13 protein-coding genes and 2 pseudogenes are annotated in these 12,716 nt (G+C 65.2%); 6 read left to right on the forward strand and 9 right to left on the reverse strand.

All coding sequences use genetic code 11. From position 1 onward, the window contains the following. Positions 1-209 precede the first annotated feature (209 nt). From XI08_RS45770 to XI08_RS45790, 5 genes and pseudogenes are all read right to left on the reverse strand, one after another. Complete coding sequence (locus XI08_RS45770; RefSeq protein ID WP_271579473.1) at positions 210-947, reverse strand: DUF899 domain-containing protein; 738 nt, start codon at positions 945-947, stop codon at positions 210-212. Between the two features lie 22 nt (positions 948-969). After that, a pseudogene (locus XI08_RS45775) lies at positions 970-1,302 on the reverse strand (SRPBCC family protein); the annotation flags it as partial. 11 nt (positions 1,303-1,313) lie between these two features. Beyond that, the gene (locus XI08_RS45780) at positions 1,314-1,790 is read right to left on the reverse strand and encodes an ArsR/SmtB family transcription factor (protein WP_271579474.1); all 477 of its coding nucleotides are present in this window, start codon (positions 1,788-1,790) and stop codon (positions 1,314-1,316) included. A gap of 107 nt (positions 1,791-1,897) precedes the next feature. Then, the gene (locus tag XI08_RS45785; protein ID WP_271579475.1) at positions 1,898-2,119 is read right to left on the reverse strand and encodes a DUF3551 domain-containing protein; all 222 of its coding nucleotides are present in this window, start codon (positions 2,117-2,119) and stop codon (positions 1,898-1,900) included. 160 nt (positions 2,120-2,279) lie between these two features. Further along, on the reverse strand, positions 2,280-3,254 hold the full coding sequence (locus tag XI08_RS45790; RefSeq protein WP_271579476.1) for a Bug family tripartite tricarboxylate transporter substrate binding protein: 975 nt from the start codon (positions 3,252-3,254) through the stop codon (positions 2,280-2,282). 126 nt (positions 3,255-3,380) lie between these two features. Between XI08_RS45790 and XI08_RS45795 the strand changes: the two genes are divergently transcribed. Together XI08_RS45795 and XI08_RS45800 are read left to right on the forward strand one after the other, a co-directional pair. Further along, on the forward strand, positions 3,381-3,791 hold the full coding sequence (locus XI08_RS45795; protein WP_027542094.1) for a VOC family protein: 411 nt from the start codon (positions 3,381-3,383) through the stop codon (positions 3,789-3,791). Between the two features lie 26 nt (positions 3,792-3,817). Further along, positions 3,818-4,108 (forward strand): annotated as a pseudogene (locus tag XI08_RS45800) (AMP-binding enzyme); the annotation flags it as partial. A 189-nt stretch (positions 4,109-4,297) separates the two neighbouring features. Here the strand turns inward: XI08_RS45800 and XI08_RS45805 are convergent. The 3 genes from XI08_RS45805 to XI08_RS45815 form a co-directional block, all read right to left on the reverse strand. Continuing rightward, a complete protein-coding gene (locus XI08_RS45805; RefSeq protein WP_271579477.1) occupies positions 4,298-5,392 on the reverse strand; it encodes an HD-GYP domain-containing protein in 1,095 nt (364 codons plus the stop codon). Positions 5,393-5,884: 492 nt separating this feature from the next. Then, complete coding sequence (locus XI08_RS45810) at positions 5,885-8,170, reverse strand: xanthine dehydrogenase family protein molybdopterin-binding subunit (protein WP_271579478.1); 2,286 nt, start codon at positions 8,168-8,170, stop codon at positions 5,885-5,887. Next, complete coding sequence (locus XI08_RS45815; RefSeq protein ID WP_135175104.1) at positions 8,167-8,658, reverse strand: (2Fe-2S)-binding protein; 492 nt, start codon at positions 8,656-8,658, stop codon at positions 8,167-8,169. The genes XI08_RS45810 and XI08_RS45815 overlap by 4 nt, the downstream gene beginning before the upstream one ends. Positions 8,659-9,018: 360 nt before the next feature. On the opposite strand from XI08_RS45815, the gene XI08_RS45820 reads away from it, so the two are divergent. The 4 genes from XI08_RS45820 to XI08_RS45835 all read left to right on the forward strand — a co-directional run bounded on the left by XI08_RS45820 (position 9,019) and on the right by XI08_RS45835 (position 11,702). Then, on the forward strand, positions 9,019-9,783 hold the full coding sequence (locus XI08_RS45820; RefSeq protein WP_271579479.1) for an alpha/beta fold hydrolase: 765 nt from the start codon (positions 9,019-9,021) through the stop codon (positions 9,781-9,783). Between the two features lie 25 nt (positions 9,784-9,808). Then, positions 9,809-10,150, forward strand: coding sequence for a hypothetical protein (locus XI08_RS45825; protein WP_271579480.1), 342 nt, complete (start codon positions 9,809-9,811; stop codon positions 10,148-10,150). A gap of 171 nt (positions 10,151-10,321) precedes the next feature. Further along, on the forward strand, positions 10,322-10,993 hold the full coding sequence (locus tag XI08_RS45830) for a dienelactone hydrolase family protein (RefSeq protein WP_271579481.1): 672 nt from the start codon (positions 10,322-10,324) through the stop codon (positions 10,991-10,993). A 226-nt stretch (positions 10,994-11,219) separates the two neighbouring features. Continuing rightward, positions 11,220-11,702, forward strand: a complete 483-nt coding sequence (locus tag XI08_RS45835) for a hypothetical protein (protein ID WP_271579482.1) — start codon at positions 11,220-11,222, stop codon at positions 11,700-11,702. A 142-nt stretch (positions 11,703-11,844) separates the two neighbouring features. Here the strand turns inward: XI08_RS45835 and XI08_RS45840 are convergent, their stop codons facing one another. Further along, the gene (locus XI08_RS45840; protein ID WP_027542085.1) at positions 11,845-12,579 is read right to left on the reverse strand and encodes a polysaccharide biosynthesis/export family protein; all 735 of its coding nucleotides are present in this window, start codon (positions 12,577-12,579) and stop codon (positions 11,845-11,847) included. Positions 12,580-12,716: the final 137 nt, after the last annotated feature.

A 12,716-nucleotide genomic window follows, 5' to 3' on the forward strand; every position in this document is an offset into this window, starting at 1 on the left:
GGCGGCGCCCCACCCTTCGATGTCGTCCTGGCGAAAGCCAGGACCCATTACCCCAGGGAGGAGTTTGGCGAAGTCTCGTCGTTCGGGACTACGACCGAGCGCCATCGATAGATCCCGCGGTATGGGTCCTGGCTTTCGCCAGGACGACGTTGGGGACAGACTGAGTGCTCTCTCAACACTGATTGCACTGAGAGAGCCGTTCCCTCCCCTCACCCGTGGCAGCACGCATCCTTCGCCGCCTGCGGCTCGTACTGGTCGCGCAGGCGCACCCAGTCCATCGGGTAGGGCAGCCCCTCCTCGTGACGGCCGAGCGGGGTGAGGTCGAGGTACTGATAGGCGGCGTTCATCATGTCGAGGCCGCGGGCGAAACAGGAATAGGTGTGGAAGATCTCGCCGGCCTCGTTGCGGTAGAACACGCTGATGCCGGGCAGCTCGGGACCGTAGAACGGCGTGGTGCCGAAATTGTACATCGGCTTGCCCGTGGCGATCTGCTCTGGCGAGAACGTCACGCCGTAATCCCGGTTGAAGTCGTTGGTTCCCGACGAAACCCAGTCGAACGTCCAGCCCATCCGCGTCTTGAAGTCCTCGAGCTTTGCGATCGGCGCCAGCGAGATCGCGACCGTCGCGGTGTCGCGCGCGGCCAGGTGCGGCACCATGCGATCAAGACCGTCGGCCCAGAATGAGCAGCTCTTGCAGGCCGCCTCCCAGTCGGGCGCAAACATCACGTGCTGGACGACGAGCTGCGGACGCCCCTTGAAGAGATCGCCGAGCGTCACCTTGCCGTTCGGTCCGTCGAACACGTAGTCCTTGTCGACCTTGACCCAGGGCAGCGCGCGGCGCTCCTCGGCGAGGCGCTCGCGCGCCGCTGTGAGCTCCTTCTCATGCGCCATAAGGGTTTTGCGAGCCGCGATCCATTGCTCGCGCGATACGATCTGATGGGGTTGCATGACGGTCCTCCTCTGACAGAAATCAGGCGACGAAGGCATCGAGCTTGTCGAGGAACGAGCTCCAGCCCCGCTGATGATTGTCGCGTGCGGCCTCGTCGAAGAACTGGGCATGATGAAAGATCATCAGCGTGCCGGCGCTGTCAGGCTTGAACGAGATCGTGACCAGCGATTCGCGCTCCGGCGTCGAGTGCCAGGCCCAGGTGAAGACCAAGAGCTCGTTCGGCACGACATCGCGATAGGTGCCGCCGGCCTCGAAATATTCGCCGTCGTCGCTGACGAAGCTGATGCGGTAGCGGCCGCCGGTGCGGACGTCGAGCTCGGCGTTCAGCGTCGCCGGCTTCATGTTCGGCGGCCCGAACCATTGCGCTAGCTGCGCGGCCTGCGTCCAGGCGGCGAAGACTTTCTCCGGCCGCGCGCGGAGCCGGCGCGTGAGCGTGAGGCTTGGACGTTCGCTTGGACGTTCGCTTGCGCGTTCGGCGCTGCGGAAATCGGCGTTGACGGCTGGGTTGGCCATGTCTCTTCCTCCACGAAGGCGGCAAGACGATCGAGATTGCCGGACCAGAACTGCGCGTAGCGATTGAGCCAGTTCATCGCCTGCTCCATCGGCTGCGCGGTGAGCCGGCACGAGACCGTGCGGCCGGTCTTCTCGCGCACGATCAGGCCTGCATCCGTGAGCACCTCGAGATGCTTCATGATCGCCGGCAGCGAGACCGGAAACGGCGCGGCCAGCTCGCTCACCGACAGGCTGTCCTGCTCGCCAAGGCGGGCGAGAAGCGCGCGCCGCGTCGGGTCGGACAGCGCCGCAAAGGTCCGGTCCAGCGTCTCGTCCTGATACTTAACCATGTGGTTTAGTATAGAGGCGGACGAACAGCCGTCAAGCAGGAACCCGCGCGCGTGAAGCTGCACGACTGCGTGATGAGGCAGCGACCGATGTGCAGCGTGAAACGCGACTAGTGCGGCGTAACGAGCCGCGCGCTCCGGCGCGGCCGAGGTTGGCGCTGCGGCACCTGGCCGTAGGCCATGAGCGGATTGAGGCCGCAGAACGGCAGCCGGCCGGACACGCTAGCCTGGCACTGCTCATAGGTGCTGCCGCGCGCCGCGGCGGGCGTGACGGTGACGACACCGGCGAGGACCGCACCCAGTGCCAGCAGGACCAATTTCGTCTTGCGCATGATCCCAACTCCTCTCTTCACGGCGCGAGATACGGGCCAAGCATCATCAGGTCTCACCGGTCCGTTCCATTCCATTCCATTCCAGATCAACGAGACAACACGCGCAAGAAAAAAAGCCCTGCCGAACGGCAGGGCTCCATTTCCGATCATCGCAAGATCGCTACTCGACCTTCAGGCCGGCGAACTCGACGACCTTCTTCCACTTCTCGGTCTCGGCCTTGATCTCCTCGCCGAACGCCTCGGGGGTCTGCACCCGCGGCTCGCCGCCGAGCTCGACCAGGCGCTTGGTCATGTCCGGCTCCTTCAACAGCGTGTTGATCTCATCGTTGAGCTTGGCGATGATCTCCTTCGGCGTGTTCTTCGGCGCACCCATGCCGAACAGCGCGCTCGCCTCGTAGTCCTTCACGGTCTCGCCGATCGCCTGCACGTCGGGCAGTTGCGGCGAACGCTGCGCGGTGGTCACGCCGATCGCACGCAGGCTGCCCGAACGGATGTGCTGGATGATCGAGGGCATGTTGTCGAAGATCACCTGTACCTGACCGCCGATCATGTCGGTGATCGCGAGCGCCGCGCCGCGATAGGGCACGTGCTGCATCTTGCAGCCGGTCATCGCCATGAACATCTCGCCGGACAGGTGCACCGAGGTGCCGTTGCCCGACGAGGCCATGTTGACCTTGCCGGGATTGGCCTTCACGTATTCGATGAACTCGGCGACGGTCTTGGCCGGCACATCCTTGTTGACGGTCAGCACGTTCGGCACGCGCTGGAACGAGGCGACCGGCGCGATGTCGCGCACGAAGTTGAACTTCAGATTGGTGTAGAGCGAGGCGTTGATGTAGTTGGCCGGATTGACCAGCTGCAACGTGTAGCCATCGGGCTCGGCGTTGATGACCGATTCGGTGCCGATATTGTTGCCGGCGCCCGGCTTGTTCTCGACCACGAATTGCTGGCCGAGCTTTTCCGACAGGCGCTGGCCGATCAGCCGCGCCAGGATGTCGGTGGCCCCGCCCGGCGGATAGCCGACCACCCATTTCACCGGGCGAGCCGGATAGTCGGCGGCAAGCGCCTTCGACAGCGGGCTGGCTGCAAGAGGAGTGGCGGCAAGCAGGCCCAGCGCGGTACGGCGAGTGATCATCTGAAGGGTTCTCCCAACGTGTTGTTCTTGAAAGCCGGATATCTTGAAAGCGTCGTCGGCGGCGTTGTAACAAAGCCCGAAGCACGCGGAAAGTGCGCAACGCACATGGCGACGAAAGGATAAGGCATGCCGGTCAAGGTCGAGGCCCTCGATCATCTCGTGATCAACGTCGCCGACGTCGCGGTGACCGCGGAGTGGTACCGCAAGATTCTCGGCATGGAAGTCAAGGTGTTCGACCCCGGTGGCGGCAAAGCGCCGCGGACTTCGCTACAATTCGGTAACCAGAAGATCAACGTTCGGCCGCGCGATGCCGACAAGGTGGAGTGGTTCACCGCCGACCACCAGACCGCCGGCAGCGAGGATCTGTGCTTTCTCACCTCCGCCTCGCCTGACGAGGTGGTGGCGCATTTGCAGGCACATGGCGTCGCGATCGAGGAGGGCCCGGTTCCCAAGCAAGGCGCCCGCGGCACGCTGCGCTCGGTCTATTGCCGGGATCCGGACGGCAGCCTGATCGAGATCTCGTCGTACGAGGATTGAGGCGCCTCGCGCTACACACTCCGTCGAACGTCGCGGCCTCCGAGGTCGAGCAGGTGATCGCGCTCGTCCCCGGCGTGCGCGAGGCCGCGGTGGTGGCGAAGAAGCATCCGATGCTGGACGAGGTGCCGGTCGTCTTCATCATCCCGCACGGCGGCGTCGCGGGCGCGGCGCCGGACCTGCATGACCGCGTGATGGCCGCCTGCCGCAAGGGCCTTGCCGACTTCAAGGTGCCGCGCGAGATCAGGCTGGTCGACGACATGCCGCGCTCGACGCTGGAGAAGGTGGCGAAGGCGGAGCTGAGGAAGATGGTGGGGTAAGCTTCGCGCCACAATGTCGTCCCGGCGAAGGCCGGGACCCATACCGCGTGATCTAACGATGGCACGCGGTGCCTGTACCGAACGACGAGTCTTCGCCAAACCACTCCCTGGGGTTATGGGTCCCGGCCTTCGCCGGGACGACACTGAGTGTTTGGCGCCAGCGCCGCGAGGTCAGCAGCAGCAGATCAATCAGAACGACCCCAGCGCCACCGGGCGGAACGCCTGCAACAGCTGCTGGTCGAGCTTGCCGCCCATGCCTTCCATCATCGTGAAGGCGCGGGAGTGGGTGAAGGGCATGCGGTAGGCGCGCTTCTCCACCAGTGCGGCGTAGATGTCGACGATCGTGGTCAGCCGCACGATGTCGCTGATCTGGTTCGACGACAGGGCGTTGGGATAACCGCTGCCGTCGAGGAATTCGTGGTGATGCAGCACCACATCGAGCATCTCCGGCGGGAAGCCGCCTTGCGCGGCGAGCGCGTCGTAGCCGCGGCGCGGATGCTGGCGGACCTCGTCCATCTCCTCGTCGGTGAGTTTGCCGGGCTTGTCGAGCAGCGCGGAGGGAACGAAGGCCTTGCCGACGTCGTGCAGCAGCGCGGCGCGGGTCAGGCGGCGCTGGTCGTCCTCGCGCATGCCGAGATGCTGCGCGAAGGCGACGGCAAAACCGGTGACGAACAGGCAGTGGCGATAGCTGCCGACATGGTGGCAGCCGACCGTGGTGAGCCACTCGCGCAGCGAGGAGTGCTTCATCGCCTTCAGGATCTTGCTTTCGGCGGCGATGACGTCGTCGAAGGTCAGGGGCACGCCGAGCGGCAGCTTCTCGAACATCTTGGCGAGCACCGCGTGCGCCGCCTCGACGCCGCGGTTGAGCGTCTTGCCGCGATCGGTCGCGTCATAGCTGGCGGTGTCGGGAAACGCGGCGCGGATGCGCTGCAGAATAGCCTCGGGCTGAAGCGGCCGCGAAATCGTGTCGGTGGCGCCGAGCGCCCAGGCCTGCATGGTGCCGTGGTGCAGGGCATCGGCGAGCACGAACAGCCGCGGCATCGAACGATAGGCATCGCCGCGCAGCTTGTTGCGCACCCGCTGCACGCTCTCGGGCGAGCGCAGATTGATGTCGACCACAAGGCCGGAGAGATCGCGCGAGGGCGTCTCGGGGATGTCCTGGGTCGTCACCGTCGAGACGTCGCCGACCGCCTTCAAGATGCTGGCAAGCTCGGTGCTCTCGTCGCTCCGGTCGGAGGCGAGAAGAAGCCGGCGTTTGGCGGCGGGTTTGGCTGACGCGTTCATGACTTCCCCAAGAGCGCTGGACCGAGGGCACGGGACTGGATCTGGCCTCAGCCTAAGCCCGATCAGGTTCTCCGGCCCTTAAGAGGCGTGCTCAATGGAACCTTCCGGGATTGGGAGCAATTTTACGGATTTCGGTTCCCATGACGGGCTCCAATAAAAACAGCGAAAACAACCCCATGCACAGTAGAACGGGCCTTGATGACAAAGGGGAATTTCGGGCGCTGTCCGTCCCCGCCCCCTGCCGTCATCGCCCGGCTTGCCGTCTTCGCTAAAGCTACGCCGGCCCAACACCGCGAGCCCGGCGAAGCCTTGGCGGAGCCGGGACCGGGCGATCCAGTACTCCGAGACGGCTATGTGAATCGATAGGCCGCGGCGTACTGGATGCCCTGCCTTCGCGGGGCATGACAGCGACCATGGGGATGCAAAAGCTCCAAAACAAATCCGCCGGAGGTTGCCCTCCGGCGGATTTTCTCTGGCAGCCTTCGACCGGCCTTACGCCTTCATCGCGCCCTTCACGGCTTCGGCCGTGATCGGCAATGCCCGCACGCGGGCGCCGCTGGCATTGAAGATGGCGTTGCCGATGGCGGGAGCGACCACCGTCACGGCGGGCTCGCCGACGCCGGTGGCTTTCTCGCCATTGGCGATCACGGCGACCGCGACCTCGGGCACCTGGCTCATGCGCAAGGGCGTGTAGCTGTCGAAATTGGTCTGTTCGATGCCACCGTCCTTGAGCGTCGCCTTCTCGTACATCGCCAGCGACAGGCCCCACAGCGCCGCACCCTCGACCTGGGCACGGATGTTGTCGGGATGCACCTGGGTGCCGACGTCGGTTGCGACCGTGAGCTTCTTCACGGTCACCTCGCCCGACGGCGCCACCGCGACGTGGGCGACGCACGCCGTCCAGCTTGCGGTCGCGCGCTCCTGCGACGAGACGCATGCGACGCCCATGCCCTCGCCTTTCGGCAGTTGCTTGGTGCCGTAGCCGGACAGTCCCATCGCGGCGAGCAGCGTGTTGCGCAGCCGCTGCGCGCCGCCGTCGTTCTTGCCCTTGCCGTCGAGCAGCCCGATGCGGAACTGCGCCGGGTCCTTGCCGGTCGCAGCCGCGATCTCGTCGATCATGCTTTCGACCGCCCAGAAGGTCCAGCCGGGCGCCACCGAGCGGAGCTGCCCGGACGGCGTTGCGTTGTGCGCGAGCTCGTTCTTGATCGCGCGCACATAGTGGTTCGGCACGGTGTAGAAGAAGTCGGCCCCGTTCACCGTGAAGGAATCGAGCGGGCCCTTCTTGTCGACCGATGGCGTCAGGAAATCGGGGATTCCCCAGCGCGCGGTCGGCCAGGCCGAGACGACGTCGTGGCTGAGCGCGACGAGCTTGCCGTCGCCGTCCACGCCGGCCTTGACCTTCTGGTAGGTGAGCGGACGCGAGAAATCCATCGTCATGTCGTTCTCGCGCGTGTAGATCACCTTCACCGGCTTGCCGATGGCCTTCGCCGCCTGCACCGCCGGCACCATCATGTCGGCATCGAGCCTGCGGCCGAAGCCGCCGCCGAGCCACATCTGGTGCATCACCACGAACTTCGGATCGATCCCGGCGGCGCCTGCGGCGATCGCACCGGAGCGCGTCGCGAACTGGTTGCCGGAATAGATGTGCAGGATGTCGCCCTTGAACTCCGCCGTGGCATTCATCGGCTCCAGCGGCGCGTGGATGTTGATGCTGGTGGTGTACTCGGCCTCCAGCACCTTTGCCGCCGACCCGAACGCGGCCGAGGGATCGCCATCCTTGACGAAGAACTGGCCGGAATCCTCTAACTTCTGAAGCCGCTTGGCTTCGTCGAGCAGCGACTGGCTCGAGACCTTCGCATTCGGACCGCCGTCATAGGCAATCTTCAGCGCCTGCGCCGCCTTCTTGGCGTTGGCGTAGGTGCTGGCGACCGCGACGACCCAGCCCGACGTCGTTCCGGTCTTGTCGTCGAGGGTGACGGCCTTGATGAAGCCCGGCACCTTCTTCGCAGCCGCGTCGTCGACCGACTTCACCGTGGCGCCGAAGCGCACCGGCGGCGTCACCACCGCGCCATAGGCCATGCCCGGCAGCATCACGTCGATGCCGTATTTGGCCGTGCCGTTGGTCTTGGAGGGGATATCGAGCTGCGGCACCGATACGCCGATCATGGCGTATTGATCCGGCGTCTTCAGCTTGATCGCCTTGAGCTCGTCCGGCGTGAAGGTCTTGGTCGCCTTGCCGCTCTTGACCAATTCGGCGAACGACATCTGCTTTTTCGACTTCGGATGCACGATCATGGAATCGCGCACCACGAGTTCCGACGCCGGCACGCCCATCGCGGCGGCCGCGCCTTCCGTCAACGCCATGCGGCCCGCGGCGCCTGCGCGGCTCATGGCGTCAAAGTTCATCATGGTCGACCAGCTGCCGCCGGTGATCTGCGCGCCCAGCACGGGATCGTTGAACTTCGGATCGTTGGAGGCGAGCTGCACGCGCATATCGCTCCATTTCGCCCCCAATTCCTCGCAGACGATCTGCGCCATGGTGGATGCGATGTGCTGGCCCATGTCGGCCTTGCCGCAGGTCACGGTGACGAGACCGTCAGGCGAGATCGCATACCAGACGCTCGGCTCGAAAGTGGCGGGCGCAGCGGCCGATGCCGGATCGATGCCGGGCACGCCGGCATAGCCGAGCACGAGGCCGGTCGCGGCGGTGCCGACGAGGAATGAGCGGCGGCTGAGATCGGTCGTCTCAGGGGCGACGTCGTTCACGTGCTTATTCATGTGGGCCTCCGCTCGTTGCCCGCGGCGGATGCGGTGCGCATCTCGGTAGCTGCGCGCATGATCGCCTTCTGGATCCGCGAATAGGTCATGCAACGGCAGAGATTGCCGTCCATATGTGCGACGACCTCCTCCTTGGTCGGATTGGGATTCTTCGCGAGAAGCGAGGCTGCCTGCATGATCTGCCCGGACTGGCAATAGCCGCATTGCGGAACCTGCTCGGCGATCCATGCCTTCTGGAGCGGATGATCGCCCTTGGCGGAGAGGCCTTCGATGGTGGTGATCTTCTTGCCGGCGACGTCGCCGACCATGGTCTGGCACGAGCGCACGGCTTCGCCGTTGACGTGCACGGTGCAGGCACCGCACAGGCCGGCACCGCAGCCGAACTTGGTGCCGGTCATCTGCAATTGCTCGCGGATTGCCCAGAGGAGCGGCGTGTCGTTCGCCGCATCCACGGACAGACTCCGCCCGTTGATGGTGAGAGTTGGCATAGGCGTCTTCCCCTGCCGGTGCATGAAGCCGCTTACGGCGGCAACTTGTAGCGGACGCCCACCGGGCTGGCGTCAGCCTTGGCCGCAAGAATGATCGGGTTCAGGCGCGGAGGCAAATGCAATTTGGAATCGCTCGAAACTATCGCGGCAGCTCAGTGTTGTGCGTTGCGACAACGGCACCGACGCAGCCACTAAACGCAACGGAGAACGCATCAGGCATGCGTGCAATCGCGACTGCGGCGGTTTCCTCAAGGTAACTTGGCAAGCTAGAGTGCGACCGCCGGCGCGGCCCTTCCCTTCTCCTCTTGTGGGAGAAGGTGCACCTGTGTCGCAGCGACAATAAAAAGAAGGACGGGAGAGATGCCAAGGATCGACCGGGACGGCGTCGGGATCCATTACGAAGTTCACGGCGACGGGCCGCCGCTGCTGCTCACCCACGGCTACTCATCGACCTCGGCGATGTGGCATGAACAGGTCGATGCGCTCGCGAAGGACCACAAGCTCGTCTTGTGGGACCTGCGCGGCCACGGCCAGTCCGACTATCCTGATGACCCCGAGGCCTACAGCGAAGCACTCACGGTCGGCGACATGGCGGCGATCCTCGATGCCATCGGTGCCAAGCGCGCGATCATCGGCGGGCTGTCGCTCGGCGGCTACATGTCGCTCGCCTTCACGCGTGCCTGTCCGCAGCGCGTCCGCGCGCTGCTGATCATCGACACCGGTCCGGGCTTCAAGAAGGACGATGCACGCGAGGCCTGGAATGCACGGGCGCTTGCCACCGCCGACAGGCTCGATCGCGAAGGTCTCGACGTGCTGAAGGCGGCGACGCGCGAGCGCGCCACCGCAAGCCATCGCAACGCCAAGGGGCTGGCGCTTGCCGCACGCGGCATGCTGACCCAGCGCGATGCGCGGGTGATCGAGCTATTGCCCGACATCAAAATGCCCTGCCTGATCGTGGTCGGCGCCGACGACACGCCGTTCCTGGCCGCATCCGACTACATGGCGGCCAAGATCCCCGGCGCACAAAAGGTCGTGATCCCCGCCGCCGGACACGCCGTCAACATCGATCAGCCCAAGGCATTTGTTGACGCGGTGCTGCCTTTCCTGAAGAACTTGCCGCAATAGGCCGGCCGGACGAGGACTTGAGGCGATGAAGCGAGCGATGTTGGTTGCGGGCGTCATGGCGACACTTTTCCCGGCGTCGGTGCAGGCCGAGCCGTTCGGCACCATCCCGCCGCGCCAGCCCTTCGTCGCGACCTTGTCGAACAACGCGCCGCTCGCCTTCGGCATGGACGCCGAGCAGACCGCACGCGCTTTGGGGCAGCCGCTGCAATATGTGCGGGGTCGCCCCGGCAACGAGATCTATCTCGCGCTTCGCAACCTCGGCGGCAGCGGGCTGATCCCCTATCGCCACCGCCTGTTCCTGCAATTCCGTCATGGACGGCTGGCGGGGTGGAAGGAGGATTACGGCGAGAACTGGATGTGGGAGTGAGCGCGGAGGCGCACCGACATTTCCACATCGTCATGGCCGGGCTTGTCCCGGCCATCCACGTTCTTGTAGCGCGGAAGCAAAGACGTGGATGCCCGGGACAAGCCCGGGCATGACGAGTGTGCGGAGCAACCGCCGTTTCAGATCAACGACCAAGCAAGAAGGACAACCCGCGTGGGACAAGACATCAAACTGACCGCCTCCGACAATTTCCAGCTCGGCGCCTATCGCGCTGATCCCGCAGGCAGTCCGAAGGGCGCGGTGGTGGTGATCCAGGAAATTTTCGGGGTCAATCATCACATCCGCTCGGTCTGCGATCGCATCGCCAAGGAAGGCTATGTCGCGATCGCGCCGTCGATCTTCGACCGCACCTCGCCGAACTTCCAGTCGGGCTACACGCCCGACGAGATCGCCGAAGCGCGCAAGTTCGTAGCCAATCCCGACTGGGAAGCGATGCTGCGCGACACGCAAGCCGCGATCGATGCGGTCAGAAGCGTCGGCCCTGTCGGCATCGTCGGCTTTTGCCTCGGCGGCAGCGTCGCCTTCGTCGCGGCGACGCGGCTGAGCGGCCTCAAGGCCGCGATCGGCTATTACGGCGGCGCGGTCGTGCGCTTTGCAGAGGAGACGCCGAAGGTGCCGACGCAACTGCATTTCGGCGAGAAGGATGCCGGCATCCCCCTGACCGACGTCGAAACCGTCAAGACGAAACGGCCGGACGTGGAGGTCTTCATCTATCCGGGTGCCCAGCACGGCTTCCATTGCGACGAGCGCGCGAGCTACGACAAGGCGAGCGCCGACATCGCCTGGCCGCGCAGCATGGCGTTTTTCGCGAAGCATTTGAAATAGCGCTTCATCCTCACCGCCGTCATTCCGGGGCGCGCGCAGCGCGAGCCCGGAATCCATCGTGCGTCAGAGTTGGTGGGGAAATGGATTCCGGGCTCGCGACTTCGTCGCGCCCCGGAATGACTGAGAGAGTGTCGCGCGGCCCGTCAGAGCGGGAATCGGGTGGGCGCGACCTGACTCCCGGCGGTAGGGTTGGCCAATCAAGCCGACACACGCCGGGAGAAACGTCATGCAGCACGTCAACACGAACCTCGTCATCCGCAATCCCTTCGGCACGATGGACGTGCCGGGCCCGGACGATTCAGAAGTCATGGATTATGCCGCAACCGCAACGCTCGCCGGCGATGGCGCCGACGTCAATGCGGGGCATTGGGCGTCCATTCCAACATCGATCGACCCACTCGAGGGCATCTGGGCCAGTCGCTGGAACGGCGGTGCCGATCCGACCATTGCCGGCGATGCGCCGGAGACATGGAAGCAGGGCCGCGCGGAAATTCGCGTCGCGAGGAACCGGATCTATCTGCGCTTCGACTGGGACAACGGCCGCCGGCACGGGCTGATCGACGCTGCGCGCGAGGACGCGGGCCGCCTCGTCGGCAAGTACATCAACCTGACCAATCCTGCGATCACGCGGCCGTGGATCGGGCGCGTGGTCGATGCGACACGCATCGACGGATGTTTTCCGAACGGGCGGCTGGATTTCAGGAGATAGGTCGCGAGGTCGCCGACATCATCCCTGCTGTCATTCCGGGATGCGCCGATAGGCGCAGGCCCGGAATCCATCGTGCGTCAGAAATGGTGGCGGAATGGATTCCGGGTTCGCGCTACGCGCGCCCCGGAATGACGAGAGAGAGCTAGAACCAGCGCTCGCCGACGAACACGGTGTCGCCCGGTGCCAACGGCGTGCCGAGCGGAACCACGGCGCGCATGGCGCCGCCGGCTTCGGTGTGCGTCACGGTGACGACGTCGCGCTTGGCGCGGGGCGAGAAGCCGCCGGCGATCGCGACGGCGCTCTCGACCGTCATGTTCGGCACGTAAGGATATTGGCCGGGCGCTGTGACTTCGCCGAGAATGAAGAACGGGCGATAGGCTTCGATCTCGACGGCGACCGAAGGCTCGCGGATGTAGCCGTTGCGCAGACGCGCGGCGATTTCACCGGCGAGACCCGCCGTGGTGCGGCCACGCGCCGGCACCGCGCCGATCAGCGGCATGGTGATGGAACCGCCGGCATCGATCGCGTAGCTGTTGGTGAGACCTTCCTGGCCGTAGACCACGACGCGCAGCTTGTCGCCGGCATCGAGATGGTAGGAGGCGTCATAGCGGGCCGGCGCGGCGTAGCCGACCGGCATCGGCGCAGGCGCGGAGGCAAAGGAATTGCGCAGCGCCCCGACGGCGCCACCACTGTCGGCGACGACAACCGGCTGCGGTGCGTTGTAGGGCTGGCCATAGGCCATGGAATCGAGATCGGCACGCGGCTGCATCACCGCGACGGGACCGGCGGTCTGCATGCAGCCGCCAAGGGCAAGCGCGGCGGACGCTGCCAGGGACGCTGCCAAGATCGACCATCGAAACGCGCGTGCAACCGGCACCGGACCTATCCCTCGAAACGAGACGGCCCCAGTGATGCACCGGTTATGGTTAATAAAGCGTTGAACGGGGTGCGGCGATGCGAACGCGATGGCAGCCGCACACTCCGTCATGGCCGGGACAAGCGCGGCCATGAGGA

Origin of the sequence: Bradyrhizobium sp. CCBAU 11361, from assembly GCF_028128935.1 — a bacterium.
Lineage (GTDB): Bacteria > Pseudomonadota > Alphaproteobacteria > Rhizobiales > Xanthobacteraceae > Bradyrhizobium > Bradyrhizobium niftali.

Bases quoted from the DNA above. Each gene is read 5' to 3' on its own strand.
- XI08_RS45835 (WP_271579482.1), top strand. From the start codon at position 11,220: ATGCAGCACGTCAACACGAACCTCGTCATCCGCAATCCCTTCGGCACG.
- XI08_RS45790 (WP_271579476.1), bottom strand. From the start codon at position 3,254: ATGATCACTCGCCGTACCGCGCTGGGCCTGCTTGCCGCCACTCCTCTT.
- XI08_RS45815 (WP_135175104.1), bottom strand. From the start codon at position 8,658: ATGCCAACTCTCACCATCAACGGGCGGAGTCTGTCCGTGGATGCGGCG.
- XI08_RS45780 (WP_271579474.1), bottom strand. From the start codon at position 1,790: ATGGTTAAGTATCAGGACGAGACGCTGGACCGGACCTTTGCGGCGCTG.
- XI08_RS45805 (WP_271579477.1), bottom strand. From the start codon at position 5,392: ATGAACGCGTCAGCCAAACCCGCCGCCAAACGCCGGCTTCTTCTCGCC.
- XI08_RS45785 (WP_271579475.1), bottom strand. From the start codon at position 2,119: ATGCGCAAGACGAAATTGGTCCTGCTGGCACTGGGTGCGGTCCTCGCC.
- XI08_RS45825 (WP_271579480.1), top strand. From the start codon at position 9,809: ATGAAGCGAGCGATGTTGGTTGCGGGCGTCATGGCGACACTTTTCCCG.
- XI08_RS45820 (WP_271579479.1), top strand. From the start codon at position 9,019: ATGCCAAGGATCGACCGGGACGGCGTCGGGATCCATTACGAAGTTCAC.
- XI08_RS45810 (WP_271579478.1), bottom strand. From the start codon at position 8,170: ATGAATAAGCACGTGAACGACGTCGCCCCTGAGACGACCGATCTCAGC.
- XI08_RS45770 (WP_271579473.1), bottom strand. From the start codon at position 947: ATGCAACCCCATCAGATCGTATCGCGCGAGCAATGGATCGCGGCTCGC.
- XI08_RS45795 (WP_027542094.1), top strand. From the start codon at position 3,381: ATGCCGGTCAAGGTCGAGGCCCTCGATCATCTCGTGATCAACGTCGCC.